Source organism: Butyrivibrio sp. NC2007, from assembly GCF_000421405.1.
Taxonomy (GTDB): domain Bacteria; phylum Bacillota; class Clostridia; order Lachnospirales; family Lachnospiraceae; genus Butyrivibrio.
This window is the reverse complement of the sequence record NZ_ATWY01000002.1, coordinates 1-19,252: the sequence shown is the minus strand read 5'-3', so window position 1 is coordinate 19,252 and position 19,252 is coordinate 1. Positions and strand designations below refer to the sequence as shown.

The 19,252-nt window shown below is 41.9% G+C and carries 19 protein-coding genes; 16 read left to right on the top strand and 3 right to left on the bottom strand.

Annotated elements, in window-relative coordinates; translation table 11 throughout:
* Nucleotides 1-15: 15 nt before the first annotated feature.
* A complete protein-coding gene (locus G632_RS0101855) occupies nucleotides 16-1,215 on the bottom strand; it encodes a helix-turn-helix domain-containing protein (RefSeq protein ID WP_022767333.1) in 1,200 nt (399 codons plus the stop codon).
* A 126-nt stretch (nucleotides 1,216-1,341) separates the two neighbouring features.
* Between G632_RS0101855 and G632_RS0101850 the strand changes: the two genes are divergently transcribed.
* From G632_RS0101850 to G632_RS0101820, 7 genes are all read left to right on the top strand, one after another.
* On the top strand, nucleotides 1,342-2,733 hold the full coding sequence (locus G632_RS0101850) for an MFS transporter (RefSeq protein ID WP_022767332.1): 1,392 nt from the start codon (nucleotides 1,342-1,344) through the stop codon (nucleotides 2,731-2,733).
* A 10-nt stretch (nucleotides 2,734-2,743) separates the two neighbouring features.
* The gene (locus tag G632_RS0101845; protein WP_022767331.1) at nucleotides 2,744-5,179 is read left to right on the top strand and encodes a glycoside hydrolase family 3 protein; all 2,436 of its coding nucleotides are present in this window, start codon (nucleotides 2,744-2,746) and stop codon (nucleotides 5,177-5,179) included.
* A gap of 9 nt (nucleotides 5,180-5,188) precedes the next feature.
* The gene (locus G632_RS18535) at nucleotides 5,189-7,738 is read left to right on the top strand and encodes an alpha-L-rhamnosidase (RefSeq protein ID WP_022767330.1); all 2,550 of its coding nucleotides are present in this window, start codon (nucleotides 5,189-5,191) and stop codon (nucleotides 7,736-7,738) included.
* 119 nt (nucleotides 7,739-7,857) lie between these two features.
* The gene (locus tag G632_RS0101835; RefSeq protein WP_026512323.1) at nucleotides 7,858-8,778 is read left to right on the top strand and encodes an ABC transporter ATP-binding protein; all 921 of its coding nucleotides are present in this window, start codon (nucleotides 7,858-7,860) and stop codon (nucleotides 8,776-8,778) included.
* Nucleotides 8,771-9,691 carry an ABC transporter permease gene (locus tag G632_RS0101830; RefSeq protein WP_022767328.1) on the top strand — a complete coding sequence of 307 codons (921 nt, stop codon included), beginning with the start codon at nucleotides 8,771-8,773 and terminating at the stop codon, nucleotides 9,689-9,691. Before G632_RS0101835 ends, G632_RS0101830 begins: the two co-directional genes overlap by 8 nt.
* 12 nt (nucleotides 9,692-9,703) lie before the next feature.
* The gene (locus G632_RS0101825; RefSeq protein ID WP_022767327.1) at nucleotides 9,704-10,138 is read left to right on the top strand and encodes a LytTR family DNA-binding domain-containing protein; all 435 of its coding nucleotides are present in this window, start codon (nucleotides 9,704-9,706) and stop codon (nucleotides 10,136-10,138) included.
* 2 nt (nucleotides 10,139-10,140) lie between these two features.
* Nucleotides 10,141-10,578 carry a hypothetical protein gene (locus G632_RS0101820; protein ID WP_022767326.1) on the top strand — a complete coding sequence of 146 codons (438 nt, stop codon included), beginning with the start codon at nucleotides 10,141-10,143 and terminating at the stop codon, nucleotides 10,576-10,578.
* Between the two features lie 23 nt (nucleotides 10,579-10,601).
* Here G632_RS0101820 and G632_RS0101815 read toward each other — a convergent pair whose 3' ends face one another.
* Both G632_RS0101815 and G632_RS0101810 read right to left on the bottom strand, forming a co-directional pair.
* Nucleotides 10,602-11,243: a potassium channel family protein gene (locus tag G632_RS0101815; protein WP_022767325.1), complete on the bottom strand. Its 642-nt coding sequence runs from the start codon at nucleotides 11,241-11,243 to the stop codon at nucleotides 10,602-10,604.
* An 11-nt stretch (nucleotides 11,244-11,254) separates the two neighbouring features.
* On the bottom strand, nucleotides 11,255-12,640 hold the full coding sequence (locus tag G632_RS0101810; RefSeq protein WP_022767324.1) for a TrkH family potassium uptake protein: 1,386 nt from the start codon (nucleotides 12,638-12,640) through the stop codon (nucleotides 11,255-11,257).
* Nucleotides 12,641-12,776: 136 nt separating this feature from the next.
* On the opposite strand from G632_RS0101810, the gene G632_RS0101805 reads away from it, so the two are divergent.
* From G632_RS0101805 to G632_RS0101765, 9 genes are all read left to right on the top strand, one after another.
* Nucleotides 12,777-13,235 carry a C-GCAxxG-C-C family protein gene (locus G632_RS0101805; protein WP_022767323.1) on the top strand — a complete coding sequence of 153 codons (459 nt, stop codon included), beginning with the start codon at nucleotides 12,777-12,779 and terminating at the stop codon, nucleotides 13,233-13,235.
* An 8-nt stretch (nucleotides 13,236-13,243) separates the two neighbouring features.
* Nucleotides 13,244-13,960: an AzlC family ABC transporter permease gene (locus G632_RS0101800; RefSeq protein WP_022767322.1), complete on the top strand. Its 717-nt coding sequence runs from the start codon at nucleotides 13,244-13,246 to the stop codon at nucleotides 13,958-13,960.
* Nucleotides 13,953-14,282, top strand: a complete 330-nt coding sequence (locus G632_RS0101795; protein ID WP_022767321.1) for a branched-chain amino acid transporter permease — start codon at nucleotides 13,953-13,955, stop codon at nucleotides 14,280-14,282. Before G632_RS0101800 ends, G632_RS0101795 begins: the two co-directional genes overlap by 8 nt.
* Before the next feature lie 48 nt (nucleotides 14,283-14,330).
* Complete coding sequence (locus tag G632_RS0101790) at nucleotides 14,331-15,359, top strand: NAD-dependent epimerase/dehydratase family protein (protein WP_022767320.1); 1,029 nt, start codon at nucleotides 14,331-14,333, stop codon at nucleotides 15,357-15,359.
* A gap of 41 nt (nucleotides 15,360-15,400) precedes the next feature.
* A complete protein-coding gene (locus tag G632_RS0101785; RefSeq protein ID WP_022767319.1) occupies nucleotides 15,401-15,766 on the top strand; it encodes an ACT domain-containing protein in 366 nt (121 codons plus the stop codon).
* 344 nt (nucleotides 15,767-16,110) lie between these two features.
* Nucleotides 16,111-16,590, top strand: coding sequence for a GNAT family N-acetyltransferase (locus G632_RS0101780; protein ID WP_022767318.1), 480 nt, complete (start codon nucleotides 16,111-16,113; stop codon nucleotides 16,588-16,590).
* A gap of 36 nt (nucleotides 16,591-16,626) precedes the next feature.
* The gene (locus G632_RS0101775; protein WP_022767317.1) at nucleotides 16,627-17,067 is read left to right on the top strand and encodes a GNAT family N-acetyltransferase; all 441 of its coding nucleotides are present in this window, start codon (nucleotides 16,627-16,629) and stop codon (nucleotides 17,065-17,067) included.
* Between the two features lie 31 nt (nucleotides 17,068-17,098).
* Nucleotides 17,099-17,971, top strand: a complete 873-nt coding sequence (locus tag G632_RS21630; protein WP_022767316.1) for a GNAT family N-acetyltransferase — start codon at nucleotides 17,099-17,101, stop codon at nucleotides 17,969-17,971.
* Nucleotides 17,968-18,855, top strand: coding sequence for an alpha/beta fold hydrolase (locus G632_RS0101765; protein ID WP_022767315.1), 888 nt, complete (start codon nucleotides 17,968-17,970; stop codon nucleotides 18,853-18,855). The genes G632_RS21630 and G632_RS0101765 overlap by 4 nt, the downstream gene beginning before the upstream one ends.
* The last annotated feature ends 397 nt before the right edge of the window (nucleotides 18,856-19,252 follow it).

The following is a 19,252-nucleotide window of genomic DNA, read 5'->3' as shown; positions in this document are numbered from 1 at the left end:
CTGTTATGAGCGGAATTATTTCTTCTGATTCTTCCTGTATTCCTTTGGCGTCATGCCGTATTTGGCTTTAAAAACGTTCTGAAAGTAACTCTGTGTAGAGAAGCATAGATACTCACTGATCTCGCTGATGGTCTTGTCAGTGTAGGTGAGAAGACTCTTTGCTTCTTCCAGTTTACGTCGCATGATGTAAGAGCTGATATTAAAGCCAAGTGCTCTTTTAAACTTTTTGGACAGGGTGGTTCTGTCCATGTTTAAATGCTTAGCAATATCTTCAACTGAAATGTTTTGATTAACGTGGTTTGCAATAAACTGGATTGCGAGATAGATGTCCTCGGGCATGCCTTTTGGTATCCTGGCTTCTGCCACGCGGCTTGTAAAGTCAATTGCAGCAGTTGCGTTTAGAGCCAGGATTGAAGCCTGATCGGACATTTTTTCAGCCTCCTGGATATAGGAATCGGAAAGCTGATAAGCTGTTTCGATATCAAGACCGCCGGCTATTGCCCGACGGGTTATTATTGCAGTGGTCGAAATGAAAATGTTTTTTGCCTGACGCAGTGAATCGTTTGAGGTACGTCCTTCTGTAAAAGAGGGTACTTGCTGAATGAAATGCTGAAGACCGTCAAGGTCTCCTCTTTCTATGTAGCCATAGTATTGCTGCTCAAAAAAATAGGTGTCGTGGAACTGCGACTGTTCTTTGTTTTCTATGAGAGCGTGGGAATGATGTTTTCCGACGCTCTGTTTTTTTGCCTTATCGGTAAAACCAAAATACTCGAAAACATCGATTATATTTCCATTTAATTCTTTATTGATAAGAGTCATTATATTCAGAAACTGCGACATGGTAAAACGAGGAGTCCTGTCGTAAAAATCCCGAATCTGTTCTTTGTAATCAACCGGCAGAGAGTAGCTTGCTATCAGCGAGTCAATGTCTGCTTCAGACAAAGCTGTAGTGGATACAGGACCCATAACGATATCCAGATCATTTGTATCACTTTTTATAATTCCCACAAGTAAGAATTCTTTTGTAGAAAAATAATGTAAAGATTTTTTGCCCAGAACGAGACTGTTTCTGTATGTGATTATAAAATCCTCAGGAAGTTCGGAAACCGGCATTGAGCTGATGCACTTACCGTTCTCAAATAAGTGGATCGGCATAAATGTGGAGTTATAGATTATCTGCAATGTGTTTATAACGTATTTGATATTGTTTTTCATATATTTACCGCACAATCAAATTTGCAACATAGTTACAATAATATTCACATATCTACAATAATTCTATTATCTCCAATCTTATAATGTCAACATAAGAGCTATTTATGTAAAACGGAGGAAAAAATTATGTCAAAGAAACCATTAGGGTTGGACAAATATGGTGTACAGAAAGTTATGCGTACCGGTGACTATTTTGCTGATAGTTTGGGACAGTTTTCGCTGAACATTATTTCCGGACTTGTTGGTCAGCTCACATACTTTTACACAGATAAGGTGGGAATTGCTGCCGGTGCAATAGCAACAATGCTTCTTATTTGTAAGGTGATCGATGCATTTACAGATATTTTTATGGGGAACATTGTTGATCATACAGCCCCCGGAAAAGAGAAGTACAGACCATGGATACTGAGGATGGCAATACCTGCTGCTCTTGTTATCATTTCTCTCTTTACGGTTCCAAAAGGCTGGGGAGAGACAATGCAGATTGGATACCTGCTTATAACAAATGTTTTGCTCTCAGCAGTTATTTATACAGCCATATGCATACCGTATTCATCTATACTGGTTGTCAGAACCAACAGCCAGGAAGAGCGAGGAACCATGGGAATATGGAGAGCAGCTTCCGGATATGTATCGGGCATGATAATTGCAGTAGCTGTAATTCCTATCACCAATGCTCTTGGCGGTAATCAGAGTGCATGGATCAAGATGGGCGCTGTCTTCGGACTGTTTATTGCACTTGCTCTTATCATTTGTTACCTGAAGGCAAAAGAAACAGCAGTCGGCGAGGGAGTACAGGCTGAAGATATACATGATGATGAGATTCCGGTACCTTTTGGAGAAGCGCTCAAATCTCTTTTTGGAAACAAGTACTGGGTAATGATCCTGATCATGAATTTCTGCGCTAATATCTCTTATGGAATAAGTGGTGCGTCAGGAACATATTACTGCAAGTGGATATACGGTGACGATAACCTGGTTGCTATTCAGGGCGCAATCGGCATGATACCTACTATCCTTGGTTTTGTAGCTGTTGGTCCGATGTCTAAAAAACTCGGAGTTACAAAGACACTCAGAGTTTCATTCCTGATCGGAGCAATCGGCACAGCTTTAAGACTCTTTAACCCTACTCATTTTATTTATAACACCACTCTTTCATGTTTTGGCACTTTCGCAAACATTCCAATGATGTGCCTCATGGGGGTTATGTCTGCCATGGCTATTGATTATAATGAATATAAGTATGGCAGAAGAATGGTTGCTACAGCCCAGAGCGCATGCAGCTTTGGTAATAAGGTTGGATCGGGTATCGGCGCTTCAATAATTGGATGGTGCCTTGGCCTTGCAGCTTACGACGGGCTTGCAACAACTGTTTCACCTGCTGTTATTCAGGCTATATATACATTCAGCATCTATATTCCTCTTATTCTGTTCATCGTATTGTTTGCTTTTGCTATGCGATTTGATCTGGAAAAAAGACTTCCCGAAATTCAGAAAGAGATAGCTGCAAGAAAGTAAGGAGATAACTATGGAAAGAAAAGGCGAAGGCAGATTATCATTTGTACTCAGTAATGCAGCGGAGTGCACAGTTCTTCTTAAAAAGAGCGGACAGTTTCCTTTAGAAAAATCAGGTAAGATTGCAGCTTACGGCGCCGGACTTCGCTACACCATAAAGGGCGGTACAGGTTCGGGAGAGGTTAATTCAAAAGAGACTTTCACAATAGAGCAGGGACTTGAACGGGCAGGATTCATTATCGCTTCAAAGAGCTGGCTTGATGCCTATGATGAGGTAAGAAAGCAGGCAAAAAAGCAGTTCTTTAAGGAACTTAAGGCGCAGGCAAAGGCAAAGCATGAGAATGCGATCATGTATTCCATGGGTAAGACCATGAAGGAGCCTGACCACAATCTTGAGATCACAAAGGTATGCGATACAGCCGTATATGTTGTCAGCAGAAATTCCGGAGAGGGAAGCGACAGAGAGGTTTTAGAAGGCGATGTAAAGCTGTCAAAGTCTGAGATCCGTGACATCCTTCTTCTGAATAAAATGTATGACAGGTTCATACTTGTTTTAAATGTCGGAGGTGTAGTAGATCTTTCACCTGTAATGGAGGTAAAAGACATCCTCCTTTTATCCCAGCTTGGAACTGACTGCGGAGCTATACTTGCGGATATCCTTCTTGGAAAACAGAATCCTTCAGGTAAGCTCACAACAACCTGGGCGGAATTTAAAGAGTATTCGGCGGAGGGAACCTTTGGCGACTGGAATGATAATCGCTACAAAGAGGGTATTTATGTGGGCTATCGCTACTTTGATACCTTTAAAAAGACATCTCTGTTCCCGTTTGGATTTGGGCTGTCTTATACAACATTTGAGACTAAGGTATTGGGCGTAAAGGCTAAGAAGGATACCTTTACATGTGAGGTGCTTGTCAAGAATACAGGAAGCTGCGCCGGAAAAGAGGTTGTGCAGCTTTATCTCTCAGTCCCTGAGGATAAGCTTGATCAGCCATATCAGCAGCTAGTAGGCTATGCTAAGACTTCGCTTCTTGATAGCGGATCAGAATGTAAGCTTGAGATATCATTCAGGCTTTCTGATTTTGCTTCCTATGATGAGGAATCTGAAAGCTATGTTCTTGAGAAGGGCAGATATGTGATCAGGGTAGGCAACAGCTCAGTGGATACAAAAATTGCTGCAGTTGCTACTTTGGAAGAAACGGTTACAACTCTAAAGACCAGGAATTGTCTTGGAAAGCCTGACTTTACAGACATAAAGTCTGAGCATTTTAAGCCGGAATCAATTCCTGAAGGTATCACAGCCATCACACTTACTGCCGATGACTTTGAGAAAAGAGAAGTCTCTTTTGACAACGAGGCACCTGTAGACCCAAGGATAAAGAACCTGACGGATGAAGAGCTTTCTTACATGCAGATTGGAAACTTTGATCCGAATGCAAAAGGACTCAGTATTATCGGCAATGCTGCGACACATCTTGCAGGAGCTGCGGGTGAAACAACATCACAACTTGTGAGTAAAGGAATAAAGCCTCTTATCATGGCCGATGGCCCTGCGGGGATCAGGATTTCACTTAAGTATTACGAAGATGGCGGAAATCAGTATTCTGCCGGAAATAACGGTATGATGCCTGAGAGCATGCTTGAGATGATGGGGCCGGTAACAGCTTTTATAGCTAAGCTGATCGTGGGCGGAAAGAAAGTTCCAAAGAATGCCGTTATTAAAGAGCATTCGGCAACCATGATCCCTATCGGTACAGCTATCGCTCAGAGCTTTAATACAGAACTGGCAGAGGCACTTGGAGATATTGTCGGAGAGGAGATGGAGAGGTTTGGAGTACATCTCTGGCTTGCACCTGCTCTTAACATCCACAGAAGCATCCTTTGCGGAAGAAACTTTGAATACTATTCGGAAGATCCGCTTGTATCAGGTGAAGTGGCAGCAGCCATAACCAGAGGCGTGCAAAAGCACAAGGGATGCGGTACTACAATAAAACACTACGCTGCCAATAATGCAGAGACTAATCGCTACTGCAATAACTCTCAGGTGAGCGAAAGAGCAATGAGAGAGATATACCTCAGGGGCTTTGATATCTGCGTCAGGAAATCTCAGCCCAAGGCAGTCATGACCAGCTACAACCTGCTCAATGGCACACATACTTCCGAGCACAGAGGACTTATAGAGGATGTCCTCAGAGCTGAATTCGGATTTAAGGGAATAGTGATGACAGACTGGGTAATGGAGGTTATGACAAGTAAAAAGTCTGTTTATCGCAACGCTCTTTCTAATGAAGTAGCTAAGGCCGGCGGAGAGCTGTTTATGCCGGGAACAAAGAAAGACTATGAGAGAGTTCTTACAGCACTTAAGGATGGCACACTTTCAAGAAAACAGCTTGAAATTAACGCAAGCAGACTGATAAGAACTATCGATGAATTCTATAGTGCAGAGTGAAGGTAAGCTATGAAAGCAATCAGACTAAAAACAGAGTACTTAACCAATCCTATCGGAATAGATTACACAAGACCAAGACTTAGCTGGGTCTGCGAGGGTGGCAAAGAGCAGACAGCATACAGGATCATAGCAAAAGATGATGACGGAAATGTTGTATGGGACTCAGAGAAGACAGATTCCTCAAGGATGCATCTTATTCCCTGGGGTGGAGAAGACTTAAAGAGCAGACAGAGAATAAACTGGAGCGTTGAGCTTTGGGATGAAGAAGGCAATAAGGGAGAGCCAAGCGAAGAAGCTACTTTTGAGCTTGGGCTTATTGATGAGAGCGACTGGAAGGCTACATGGATTACAGGTAATTATTTTGTAAAAAGAAAGATGAGATACCCTGTAGACTGCTTCAGAATGAGCTTTAATGTGGAATCCGGAAAAGAGGTAAAAAAGGCCAGAGCGTATATGTCTGCCTGTGGTCTGTATGAAGGTCAGTTAAATGGTAAAAAGATCGGAAACTTCTGCCTTGCACCGGGACACACAGATTACAGAAAAAGAGTTCAGTACCAGACAGTTGATATTACCTCTATGATAAGGACCGGCATCAATGATCTGTTTTTTATGCTGGCTGATGGATGGTACAGAGGAAGTGTCGGAGCCTGGGGACTAAAGAACTTCTATGGCAATGAGACAAAACTTCTTGTACAGATTGAGGTCTATTTTTCTGATGGAAGCAAAAAGAGACTCTGCTCTGATGAAAAATTTGAATGGACAAATGACGGCCCAATCAGATTTGCCGACAACAAAGACGGTGAGATTTTCGATGCCACAAGAGAAGACTTTTCGAAAGCGGTGTGGAAAAAAGCAAAGGCTGCAAAGCATAATGTGATTCCAACCGCTTCAGACAACTTTGCTCTTACTGAGCATGAAAGATTTACAAACCCAAAACTCATCATTACTCCCGGGGGCAAAAAGGTCTTTGACTTCGGACAAAATATTGCCGGATATATCGAGTTTAAAGTGAACGCAAAAGCTGGCCAGAGAATCTTTATGAGATTTGGAGAAAAGCTCGATGAGAACGGAGAGTTTACCCAGGCTAATATCCAGTGTGTAAAGAAGGACTTTGTGACTCCGCTTCAGCAGATTGAGTATTTCTGTAAAGATGGAGATAACTATTACAAGACCAGATTTGCAATTTTCGGATTCCAATATATCCTTGTTGAAGGTGATGTGGAGATACGTCCGGAGGATATTACAGCTATTGCTGTTTATTCCGATTTTGAGACCACATTCTCTTTTGACAGTTCAAATGAACTTCTTAATAAGTTCGTTGAGAATACTCTTTGGTCTCTTAAGAACAACTCTGCCGATCTTCCTACAGACTGCCCTACAAGAGAGCGTCATGGCTGGTCCGGAGATGCTCAGATATTTGTAAATACAGCAAGCTATATGGTGAACTATGCACCTTTTGCTGATAAGTATGAAAAAGATCTTTGTGACCTTCAGCGTAAGAACGGCGCTTTTACACAGATAGCACCTGAGGGCGGAACGGACTTTTACATGAAATCCATGGACGGTTCTGTAGGCTGGGCTGATGCGGGTGTCATGATCCCCTACAGACTGTGGAAGAAATACGGCGATATTTCTTTTATTGAAAAGTACTATGACAACATGAAAAAGTACGCATCATTCGCTATCGGACGCCTTGGTAAGCGCTCAGCTCTTATGTCTGAGAAAGTCAAGATATCAAAGGAAAACAGTAAATATCTCTACAATGTAGGACAACATTACGGCGAATGGGCAGAGCCTTCCGATGTTCACAAATCGTCTTTTAAAGACTTTTCAAAATCCAAACCTGAAGAAGCAACAGCATACACAAGTTATGTTTTAGGGCTTATGAGTGAGATTGCAAAGGCTCTTGGAAAAGAGCAGGATGCAAAGGAGTATCAGGAGTATTCTGAAGGCTGCAAGAGAGCTTATCAGGAGCTGATTGAAAACAGTGAGTTCTCTCTTGATACAAACAGACAGGCTCGCCTTGTTCGCCCGCTGTACTTTGATCTTTTGAATGAGACCCAGAAAGGGTATGCTAAGAGAAGACTAATAAAGGCCCTTGATGAATACGGCTGGAGAGTCGGAACAGGCTTTTTATCAACGCCCCTTATTCTGTATGTTCTTCAGCAGATTGATTTAAGCTTCGCATATAAGCTTCTGGAAAATGAAGAAAAACCGGGATGGCTCTATATGCCGAAGATCGGAGCAACCACTATCTGGGAAGACTGGAACGGACCCACATCTGACAATGGACTTGGCGGCGGAATAGCATCTCTTAATCACTATTCAAAGGGAGCAGTCTGCGAATGGATATTCTCTGAGATGTGCGGCGTTAAGGTGGATGGAGAAAATCATTTTGTCATTGCACCAAGGCCCGGAGGACATTTCACACGAGCATCCTTTAGCTATGACAGCATATACGGAACTGTGTCATGCGCATGGAGCCTTCAGGAAGATGGCAAGTACAAATATGACATAGTCGTTCCACCAAACACTACGGCTGATATAAAAATTGAATAGCTTTTGCATTTCACCGAATGAAAAGTGCAACTCACCGCAGTTGCGCTTTTTTTGTGCGAAAGATCATGTATTATCAGTTCAGAAGCAAGGAAACAACAAATAAAGAAAAGGGGAACGAAATGAAAAAGGCAATCGAAGTAAATAACCTCCAAAAGAAATATGGTGACTTCACAGCAGTAAATAATATATCCTTCTCAGTTAATCAGGGCGAGCTCTTCGCATTCCTTGGAGAGAACGGAGCTGGAAAGTCAACAACAATAAATATGCTGAGCACCATCCTTCCAAAGACAAGCGGAAACGCATACGTGATGGGACATGAACTTGGAAAGGATGATGACAATATAAGGAAAGAGATCGGAATCGTATTTCAGAACTCAGTACTGGACGGAAAGCTTACAGTTAAACAGAATCTCATGACCAGAGGAGCATATTACGGATACGACAAGAAAGAGATCATGAAAAGGCTTGAAGGTCTTTGGGAAGAGTTCAATCTTGGAGATATCTGGAACAGGAAATACGAGAAGCTCTCAGGTGGTCAGAAGAGACGAATAGATATTGCGAGAGCTCTTTTACACAAACCGAGCATTCTGTTCCTGGATGAGCCCACTACCGGACTGGATCCGATGTCAAGAAAGATGGTCTGGGACTACATCAATTACCTGAGAAAACATGATAACCTCACAATCTTCCTCACAACACATTACATGGAGGAGACAGCGGAAGCAGAAAACGTGGTGATCATGGACAAGGGGAACATAATTGCAGAGGGAACACCGGCAGAGCTTAAGAGCAGATACACAAGCAAAAAGCTTATATGGTACACCGATGAGAGTGAAGAGAGCAGCAAGCTGATACAGCATGCAGGAAGCTCAAAGTTCAGATATGAAGTTGATCACTACAACATCTCCATGAACGAAGGTATTACAGAATTTATCTGGAAGAACAAAGGAATTATCAAGGATTTTGAAATTATAAAAGGCACAATGGACGACGTATTCTTAACACTTACAGGAAAGGAAATGGTGAACGTAAATGGCTAAACTTAGAGGATTCTTAGGACTTACAAAAAGAAATATGCTGGTATTCTTTACAGATAAAGGAACACTGTTTTTCTCAATGCTCACACCAATGATCATACTTCTTCTTTACATTCTTTTCTTAAAGAACAGCCTTCTGTCATCCCTTAAGGATGCAGCAACAGGGCTTGAGAACCTGGTAGCAGCAAAAGACATGGAGCAGTTTGTTAACGGACTTCTTCTTACAGGTATCATCAGCTCAGCTCTTATAACCATTCCTTACAATGCACTTGAGATCATAGTCAGGGACAGAGAGGACAGAGTTGATCTGGATATGCTTTCAACACCTGTTAAGAGATTTGTGATTATTCTTTCTTACTTCTGCGCAGCAGTTATTTCAGCTTTCATGCAGGCAATGGTAGTTCTGGCAGTTGGAATCGGAATCCTTAGCATGAGCGGAGATATGTATCTGACAGCACTTGATATTGCTAAGCTTGTTGGCGCAGTTTTCCTTGGAACAGTATCATCAACATCTGTATTCATGGTAGTTATGATGTTCTTTAAGAGCATGGGTACCTGCGGTGCTTTCATGGGAATCTTATCAGCAGTATCAGGTTTTGTGATCGGAGCTTACATGCCTCTTTCACAGTTTAACAAGGGAATTCAGAATGTATGCAATCTTGTTCCTGCAACAGGAATCACAGTACTTATCAGAAACTACCTCACAGGTGGGATCCTTCGTCACATGGACGAGTGCATCGGCGGACTTGATAATGGCGCTTTCATGAAAGCTATGATTGATATTTTTTCATATAACACTGTAGTAGGTGGTGAAATTTGGACATTGAATCTGACCTGGATTTACGTGATAATTAGTACAGTCATATTTATTGGGGTTTTGAGAGTGGTATATCCTGCTATTTTTGGCAGAAAGTAAAGGGGAAAAGTTTTGAGGGTAACATTCAATAAGATTTCGCAGGAGGAGAGCGAAGGTGCAGTAATAAATGCATACGAGCGCACATCTTCCATCGACACTGCAATAGGACTTTTGGAAAACGGGGAACAGATATTAGTAGGCTACCGGGATGGTGAGAAAGTTCCTTGCAGATTATCCCAGATCTATTATTTTGAAAGCGTTGATGACAAGTGTTTTGCTTATACCAAGGATGCGTGCCTTGATATGAGGTGCAGACTCTATGAGATCGAGCAGAATCTTGACTTCAGGTTCTTTCGGTGCTCCAAGTCAATGATCTGCAATCTCCGTAAGATAAGAAGCGTTAAGACGGAGAGCAACGCCAGGATGCGTGCCGAGCTTCTTAACGGAGAAGTGGTGGTCATCTCAAGGAGTTATGTAAAAGAACTTAAGAAGAAATTGGGGTTATAAGTATGAATAAACTAAAGCTTATTTTTGAACAGACAATGATGGTCAGCTTCATGGTCCTGTGTTATATAAGTGTTCTGGGGCTTTTGGCCTTCAGAGGTACAGATACGGGATTTCCATGGTACATTCCGGGATCTATCGTGCTTGCGAGCTTCTTTTGCAGCCTGGTAACAGTATTTCTTTTGTCTGATGCAGGTGATGATAAAGATGGGGCACCGGTTAAATACTATATTAAGCTCATAGCGCATTTCATCTTGCTATATGCGCTTATTATGGGATTTGGATATCTCTTTTACTGGTATCGCGGAACCTTCGGATTTATCTTAACTTCCGTGATCTATGTCATTATCTATGCCGGTACCTGGGTGGGAACAAGGCTTGTTTTTTTACATGACGATAAGATTATAGGCGATGCACTTGATAAGATCAGGGATGAAGAGTAAGAAAAAAGTGGCAACTGATATGATCAGTGCCACTTATTTACATCCTTTTTCTCCATGGCGATAAGGAGAACCATATCTCTTTCAAGTGGTTCGTCGGGTGAGCTGAAGCCCCATTTCTGGTCCTTTTTGCGAACAGCAATGACATTCATCCTGTGCTTTTGGCGAAGTCCCAGTTCAATCAGGTTTTTGCCAACCCACTCATCTTTTACATACATCTCAACAATATACATGTTGCTGTCGATTTCAAGGAAATCCTTAAAGGACTTTGAAAGCAGGATACGAGCAGAGCGCATACCACCTTCTCCCTCGGGATCAAGAATCTTATCTACACCGATCTTAAGTAGAATAGATGACATCCTGTCTGAGGAGGTTTTTGCAACTATAAGGGGAACGCCTTTTTCTTTTGCAACTGCAACGCTCATAATGGCAGCAGCAAGGTTACCTGTGGCACAGACAACTATATCCATGTTCTTAAGGCCCAGGGCTTCCACCTCGTCTTCGTTCTCAAGGTTTGCACACACTGCGGAAGTGCATTTTCCTGCAAATTCATTGATAAGCTCTTTATCTTTATCAACGGCAAGCACATCGGCGCCCATCATATAAAGATTTTCTGCAAGGCTTTTTCCGTATTTTCCAAGTCCAAGTACTGCAACTGATTTTCCCATGATTATTCCTCCTAACCTACGTAAAACATTCCTTCGGAATGACTGATCCTATTTTTGATCCCTGCCTCTCTGGCAAAGAAAAATGCCATTGAGATAGGACCGATCCTTCCAAGATACATTGAAATGATAACGATTATTCTTGAGTAGTCGCCAAGGTGCGGCGTTAAGCCTCTTGTAAGTCCTACTGTTCCGAGGGCACTTGTGATCTCGTACAGAGCATCAGTCAGCGGAATGTCTTCGCAGGCAAGAAGCAGCAGCGTCATAAGGATTACAAATGATAAACTGACGGTTACGATTGCAGCAGCCTTTCGCATAAGCTCAGTTGAGACTTTTCTGTGGAATACGACTGTTTCTTGTTTGCCACCTATGTAAGAGAAGGCGTTCATAAGAACAAGGAAAGCTGTAACGGTCTTTACACCGCCTGCTGTTCCGACAGGTGAGCCACCTATGAACATGAGGATGTAGCCGATGGAACAGGAGATTTCTGTCAGGCTCTCCTGAGGCACGGATGCAAATCCTGCGGTTCTGAAGGTGACTGACTGGAACATACTGTTCAAAATCTTGTAAGACAGGCTCATGTTGCCTATGGTTTCGGGATTGTTGTATTCAGCAGCCAGAACAACGCCGGTTCCTGTCAGTATAAGGATTATGGTCGCCCACAGCACCAGTTTTGTGTGCTCGGGCAGATGTCTTAAGGTCACAATAGGACTGAGATGATTTTTGATTCCCTTTTTGATGCCGTCGATAACGTCAAACCATACAACGAAGCCAAGTCCACCAAGTATGATAAGCAGCATTGTGAGACTCATCAGGAAATAGGAGTCCCTGAATTCTATCATGCTGTTTGGACCGACAACATCCATACCTGCGTTACAGAAGGCTGAAACTGACTGGAATATTGCGGACCAGAGACCTTTTCCAAAGCCGTATCTGGGAATGAACATGACTGCGTAAAGAACTGCAGCGATACCTTCTACGGTAAAGACTCCTTTGAATATTCGGATAAGGAAGCCTAAAAGACCATGATTCAGATCTACATTGAGAGCATCGCCCAAAAGAACCCTGTCGCCAAGGGAGAATTTCTTTTTACTTACAAGAAGAAGCATGGAGCCTACAGATACTACTCCAAGTCCTCCAATCTGAACAAGTAAAAGAATTACAAGCTGGCCGAAGAAACTCCAATGCGCGTAAGTGTCAACAACTACAAGTCCCGTGACACAAACGGATGTTGTCGCGGTAAACAGTGCAGTCAAAACACCTGTCTCTTTTCCTGAAGCACTTGATATAGGAAGCATGAGAAGAAGTGTTCCTATGATGATCGTTATAAGAAAACTCACCGGAATGAAACGTTCCGGGGTTATTAGTATGCGTCTTAAGCTGGCGCTTCTTTTTTTCATACTTTTCTCCTGTATATACCCTATTGCTTTGTTGTACCAAATAGGCGGTACAATGTCAATTTAGATTGTGTATAATGAAGTAAGCTGTTTTTTTATGGAAAGCAGTAAATACAGGGTTTATTCAGGAGATTTTGGTATGACAAGAAGAGAAGCAGCAATGGCTAATTTCATGAAGGGATATAACTGCTCGCAGTCAATTGTTTTGGCTTTTGCGGATTTGCTTGATATTGATGAGAAAAGTCTTTTGAAAATGTCGTCATCCTTCGGCGGCGGAATGGGAAGACTGAGAGAGGTTTGCGGATCTGTCAGCGGAATGTTCATGGTGGCAGGATTGTTATACGGTTATGATGGACCGGAGACAGGACAGGTGAAAGCAGATCACTACGCGAGGATACAGGAGCTTGCTCATAGATTTGAGGAGCAACACGGATCGATTGTGTGCAGAGAACTTTTGGGGCTTAATGTGCGACACGACGTACCTGTTCCGGAAGCAAGGACAGCAGAGTACTACAAGAAACGTCCATGTCCGGAAATCATAGGAGATGCTGCTGAAATTCTTGATCAGTTTATAAAAGAGAATGAAATCGGAGAGTGAATGATCACATGGAAACTGAGGAATTTAGAATAACGGGGAAGGAAGTTAAGGCAGCGCTGAAGACCTCTTTTCCCATAATGGTAACCTTCCTGGTGCTGGGAAGCGGATATGGGATACTCATGGAAAAGCACGGCTTCGGACCTCTGTGGTCTGTGCTGTCGGGCATTGTCATATTCAGTGGAACCGTTCAGTTCGTAAGCGTATCAGTGCTTGGCGCAGGCTCTTTTATCATGGCTGCGTTAACAGCTTTTATGGTATCTGCAAGACATGCCTTTTTCAGCATATCTATGATTGGAAGATACCGTAGGGAAGGAAAAAGAAAATGGTATTTATACTATGCGCTCTGTGATGAGACTTATGCGATGCTTAGCAGCGATGCATGTCCTGAAGGCGTTAACAGAAGCGGACACAGACTTCTTGTTACACTTTTTGATCAGTCATCATGGGTTATTGGTTCTTTCCTTGGCGGAGTGATGGGAACATATTTAAACTTTGATTCGACGGGAATTGATTTTTCGATGACAGCTCTTTTCACAACAGTATTTGTTCAGCAGTGGCTTGATGCCAAGAACCACATTCCGGCAATACTGGGACTTGGGGCTACACTTCTTTGCAGGATAATATTTGGAACAGATATTTTCCTGATTCCGGCGATGATCATAATCATTGGAACACTGACACTGGCAAGGGGGAAGATTGAGCCGGAGGAGGTGCACAATGGTTGATTACAGACATGCATTGATAATTATCGTGATCATGGGACTTGTAACCCTGGCTACAAGGATAGTTCCTGTGCTTATATTCGGGAGAGGAGAGAAGGTTCCTGATTACATCATGTACTTGGGAAGGACAGTACCGTACACGGCCATGGGGCTTCTTATTGTGTATTGCCTTAGGGATATTTCTTTTACCTCAGCGCCACATGCACTTCCTGAGATCATAGCTATGGCTGTTGTAATTGGGTCGTATTTGTGGAAAAGAAATTCCATCTTAAGCGTAGTTGTCGGAACAGTGTTATACATGTTTTTGGTTCAGGTTGTGTTTTAGCAGGAATGCTAGTGGGTATAGTTAATTAAAGCAAACGGAGGGAATAACATGAGAGCTCTTTTTATCGGCGGAACAGGCACAATAAGCATGGGAATAGTTAAGAGACTGGCACAGGATCCTCAGTGGGAGGTATATCTTTTAAACAGGGGAAACAGGAAGAGCGAAGTTCCTGCGTCGGTTAAGCAGATAACTGCGGACATAAATGATGAAGAAGATGTAAGCCGTAAACTTGAGGGCATGACATTTGATGTTGTGAGCGACTTTATTGCATTTGATGTGGCAGCAGTGGAGCGCGATTACAGACTTTTCAACAAAAAGACAGATCAGTATATCTTCATAAGTTCAGCTTCGGCATACAATAAACCGGCGGCTTCTTATGTGATAACAGAAGGGACTACCCTTGCTAATCCATACTGGGAGTATTCGAGAAACAAGATCGCCTGTGAAGAATTTCTTTTAAAGAAATATCGAGAAGAAGGTTTTCCTGTAACCATAGTAAGGCCCAGCCATACCTATGATGAGAGACACATTCCGCTGGGAGTTCATGGCAACAAAGGCTTCTACCAGGTAATAAGACGTATGCAGGAAGGAAAACCTGTCATTATTCAGGGCGACGGATCATCTCTTTGGGCGCTCACATTTAACAGCGACTTTGCCATCGGCTTTACAGGCCTTATGGGTAACAGGCATGCAATCGGTGAAGCATTCCAAATCACCGGAGATGAGATACTGACATGGGATCAAATATACAAGACAATTGCTGATGCTCTGGGCGTAGAGCTTAAACCCTATCATGTGTCTTCAGAGTTTTTGAGCGATGTGGGAGAGGGCTTTGGATATGATTTCAGAGGTGGACTCCTTGGCGATAAGGCAGTCTCTGTCGTCTTTGATAATTCGAAGCTGAAAAGGCTCGTACCTCAGATGACAACAAATATTCCTTTCCACAAAGGCGTTCGCATGGCTCTTGACTATGTTCTTGCACATCCTGATGAATATGAGGAAGATCCTGAATTCGACCTCTTTTGCGACAAAGTTATAGAGGCCATGGAAAGGGCTAAAAAAGAGGTTGGGAAGTGATTTGGCGCTTAAAGAACCAATGAAGCTGATGGGGGAAGAAAATGGAACTCAAGAAAATTCCGCATAGATTAACTGTTTGTAAAGTGAAAGATATATCTGACATAGATATGGATGCAGAGATCTATTTCATCGGTAAGACAGATGAAGAACTGTCGCTGGTGTGCGTTACGGAAAATACTCCGTCAGATACGATAGAACGCGATGATGGATGGAGAGGATTTCGCATTCAGGGAACACTGGATTTTTCACTGGTTGGTATACTGGCTAAAATATCCGGGATCCTTGCAGACCATAAGATTAGCATTTTTGCTGTATCAACTTACAACACCGATTATGTTCTGGTAAAAGAAGAAAACTTTGACAGGGCGTTAAGTATATTGGAGGCTGAAGGGTATTCTATCATATGAACGATACAGAAATGCATATTACTGAGTTCGTGAACAATATTTTGACTAAACCATCGATGATTCTGCTATTTAGTCACTCTTTTTGAACATTCTTATGATGCTTAAGTGACTATAGTGATAGGTTTCGGTTGACTTAGTCATTTTTTCATTAGTTTGAAGTTGAAAAAAGACTGATTCAAGTGACTAAAGCATGCAAAATACTCTATTCTAGTCATTTTTGCAAATTTGCCAAATTTCAAGCAAGGATTCCGCTTCCTAATGGAAAGGCTTTTGTCAGAATGGATTTCCTGAAGGGGAAAAGGATAGAACGATAAATTGAACAAATACTAACGAGGTGCATTTAAATGATAATTCGGAAATATGATGAAAAAGACCTTCAGCAGATGATAGACATCTGGAATGAGGTTGTCGAAGATGGAATAGCATTTCCACAGGAAGAATTCCTTGATTCTGCCTCAGGAAAAGAGTTCTTTGACTCACAGAGCTATACCGGTGTAACAGAAGATGATGGCCGGATAGTTGGCTTATATATACTGCATCCGAATAATGTTGGCAGATGTGGGCATATTTGTAATGCAAGCTATGCTGTATCGTCAGATGCACGTGGCAGACATATTGGAGAGCAATTGGTTTTGGACTGCCTGAAGAAAGGAAAAGAACTTGGATTTCGTATCCTTCAATTTAATGCAGTCGTTGAAAGTAATATCCATGCAAGGCACCTGTATGAGCGCCTGGGCTTTTTGCAGCTCGGAACCATACCGGGAGGTTTTCGAATGAAGGATGGACATTATGAGAATATCTGTCCTTATTATCATGAACTTTAAATAATGAATTATCCGGTTTTAATAGAAGGTGGAGAGATGATTGAAATAAGAGAATGTGATAATTATGAGGCAGCAAAAGAGCTGATCCTTGAATATTCAAAAATAAAAGGAGCGGAAGCATGTTTCGTTTCACTTGATAAAGAGCTATCGGATCTGGAAGGCTTTTATAAAGATGGCGCATTATTACTGGGCTATGAAGATAATGAGCCTGTTGCAACAATTGCCATTAAGAAGATAGATAATGATAGTGCCGAGGCGAAGAGATTGTATATAAAACCCGAATATAGAGGGAATGGATTTGCAAGGCATATGCTTAATGCAATGCTCGATAAATGCAGAAAACTTCATTTCAAAGAGGTTAGATTTACTACAAAACCAGAAGTTATGAGCATAGGTTATGCTCTTTACAAGAAGATGGGTTTTGAGGAACTTGAGAACAATGAAGGAACAGTATTAATGCGTATGCTGCTGGGGTGATCCAGTAAAGCTTACTATCGCAGGAGGGAAAATGGGGTATAGGATCAGGAAAGCAATTCCGGAAGATGAACAGAGAATTCGTGAATTGTTTATAGAGATGCTAAAGACAATTTATCATACAGAAGATGTGGAGGGCTACGAATCCGGCTATTTGGACAGATACTGGACAAATGGAGAGGATGTGCTTTTTGTAGCTGAAGATAATGAGGTTGTTGCATATTTAGCTGTGGAAGTTCATCGGGAGGATGAAATGGATTATGTTTACCTTGATGATTTATCTGTCACAGAGAAATATCGCAGTCAAGGTATCGGCAGTTCTTTGATCCACGATGCAGAGGCCTATGCACAAGAAATTGGTATACAACATATTCTTTTTCATGTTGAAAAATCTAATACTGAAGCAATTCGATTATATGAAAGGCTTGGCTATAAGGTTTTTCGTGATGACGGAAACAGATATTTAATGAAAAAAGATGAGATTCATATTACGGAAGAACGCATTACTGCTGAAGAATATGTTGATTTTTTAAAGAGAACCGATTTGGGGTCACAATATCCAAAAGAGCGTTTTGAAGAACGAATCAGGAAGCTTGTTAAGAATGTTTCCATCAGTCTGATTGCGCGTAATGATGAAGGGCTTATTGTTGGGGCTTTGTTTGGACTTACAGATTTCTGCTATTGGTTGTATGTGACAGACCTTGGTGTAGACAGGAATTATGAGAGGCAAGGCATCGCCACAAGGCTCATGAAGACTGCACATGAAATTGCCGGTGGTGAAAAGGATATAGCCGTATATCTGATTGCCAATGAGGATGCTGTAGGTTTTTATGAGAAGATCGGAATGAAAAAGGCTGATGAAGTAATGAAGTACAATCACATAGATTGGACAGAATGGACAGTATGAGCAATGGGAAGACTGGAAAGTTCGTGTATAAAAATGAAGACAGCATGAAGAAGATGCATGGGTTCTACGATAAGACCCTTGCATCTCTTGATGTACCATATTTGGAAGATTATTTTGATACATCATTCGGCAAAACCCATTGCCTTCTCGTTGGTGATCCTGAAAAGCCAAGGATATGTACAATACATGGCGGAAACGGGATCACAACGTTGAATCTGAAACTGTTTCTTCCGTTGCTGGAGGAATACTGTATCATTGCACCGGATGTAATCGGGATGCCAGGGAAAAGTGATCCGTATAGGAACATAAGCAGCAAGAAGGATGAGTATGGGCAGTGGATCAAGGAAGTGCTGGATCATTACAAAGAAGAACGAATATCCTTTGTTGTATCTTCCTACAGTTCAGCTATGTTTCTTTCATTTGCCAAGATGTATCCGGAGAATGTCAGAAGCGCATTGCTTCTGGTTCCGTCAGGAATAGCACATGGCTCGGTACTGCCTATGATGGGCAAAATGGTCGTTCCGTTTATGAAATACTATTTTAGGCCTTCCGTGAAAACACTTGATGCAGTGATTGAGTCTATGGGTGGAAAAGGGGATCCGGTATGGAGAGAATTCTTCGATATCATGATGTCCTCATACAAGATGGAAATGAGACCACCCAGGGAATATAAGAAGAGCGAAATGATATCGTTTAAGGCTCCACTTCTGATTATCGCGTCGGAAAAGGATATCTTTTTTCCGGCAGGCAGAGTATTCGGAAAGGCCAGAGAAATCTTTGCTGGACCGATTACTACAATAGAGATAGATAGCAAGCATTTACCATCAGATGAAACTATGGCAGATGTATGTAAACGGACGATAGAATTTCTTATGAACTCGTAACGAATATAAATTCCAGGATTATGTACGATGACAAAGCGCGGGGCGGAATTTAGAAATATGCCTTAACAAGGTGTTTTTGTTTTCTGAAGGCATATTTTTTCTAATATTATTGATCTTTGATTTGCATTTGTATGCCTTAAGTAGCTCGTTTTATCTATCAAAGGCATACATTGCGTATGGAAAACCTTCACTGGCACCAAAATGTATGCCCTATAGCTATATTTTTTCTTCTATAAGGCATAAATTGGAATATTTTAAATTTTTGACTAAACCATCAATAATTTCCTACGTTAGTCACTCTTTTTGGAGCTTCTAATGATGCTTGAGTGACTCAGGTGATGGATTTCAGCTGATTTAGTCAAATTTTCTTCAAATTGAAAGTGCAAATTGTCTGATT

Coding starts and splice junctions, on each gene's coding strand:
- G632_RS0101845 (WP_022767331.1), top strand. CDS start 2,744: ATGGAAAGAAAAGGCGAAGGCAGATTATCATTTGTACTCAGTAATGCA.
- G632_RS21630 (WP_022767316.1), top strand. CDS start 17,099: ATGGGGTATAGGATCAGGAAAGCAATTCCGGAAGATGAACAGAGAATT.
- G632_RS0101835 (WP_026512323.1), top strand. CDS start 7,858: ATGAAAAAGGCAATCGAAGTAAATAACCTCCAAAAGAAATATGGTGAC.
- G632_RS0101765 (WP_022767315.1), top strand. CDS start 17,968: ATGAGCAATGGGAAGACTGGAAAGTTCGTGTATAAAAATGAAGACAGC.
- G632_RS0101775 (WP_022767317.1), top strand. CDS start 16,627: ATGATTGAAATAAGAGAATGTGATAATTATGAGGCAGCAAAAGAGCTG.
- G632_RS0101805 (WP_022767323.1), top strand. CDS start 12,777: ATGACAAGAAGAGAAGCAGCAATGGCTAATTTCATGAAGGGATATAAC.
- G632_RS0101830 (WP_022767328.1), top strand. CDS start 8,771: ATGGCTAAACTTAGAGGATTCTTAGGACTTACAAAAAGAAATATGCTG.
- G632_RS0101800 (WP_022767322.1), top strand. CDS start 13,244: ATGGAAACTGAGGAATTTAGAATAACGGGGAAGGAAGTTAAGGCAGCG.
- G632_RS0101785 (WP_022767319.1), top strand. CDS start 15,401: ATGGAACTCAAGAAAATTCCGCATAGATTAACTGTTTGTAAAGTGAAA.
- G632_RS0101795 (WP_022767321.1), top strand. CDS start 13,953: ATGGTTGATTACAGACATGCATTGATAATTATCGTGATCATGGGACTT.
- G632_RS0101855 (WP_022767333.1), bottom strand. CDS start 1,215: ATGAAAAACAATATCAAATACGTTATAAACACATTGCAGATAATCTAT.
- G632_RS0101815 (WP_022767325.1), bottom strand. CDS start 11,243: ATGGGAAAATCAGTTGCAGTACTTGGACTTGGAAAATACGGAAAAAGC.
- G632_RS0101850 (WP_022767332.1), top strand. CDS start 1,342: ATGTCAAAGAAACCATTAGGGTTGGACAAATATGGTGTACAGAAAGTT.
- G632_RS18535 (WP_022767330.1), top strand. CDS start 5,189: ATGAAAGCAATCAGACTAAAAACAGAGTACTTAACCAATCCTATCGGA.
- G632_RS0101820 (WP_022767326.1), top strand. CDS start 10,141: ATGAATAAACTAAAGCTTATTTTTGAACAGACAATGATGGTCAGCTTC.
- G632_RS0101780 (WP_022767318.1), top strand. CDS start 16,111: ATGATAATTCGGAAATATGATGAAAAAGACCTTCAGCAGATGATAGAC.
- G632_RS0101790 (WP_022767320.1), top strand. CDS start 14,331: ATGAGAGCTCTTTTTATCGGCGGAACAGGCACAATAAGCATGGGAATA.
- G632_RS0101810 (WP_022767324.1), bottom strand. CDS start 12,640: ATGAAAAAAAGAAGCGCCAGCTTAAGACGCATACTAATAACCCCGGAA.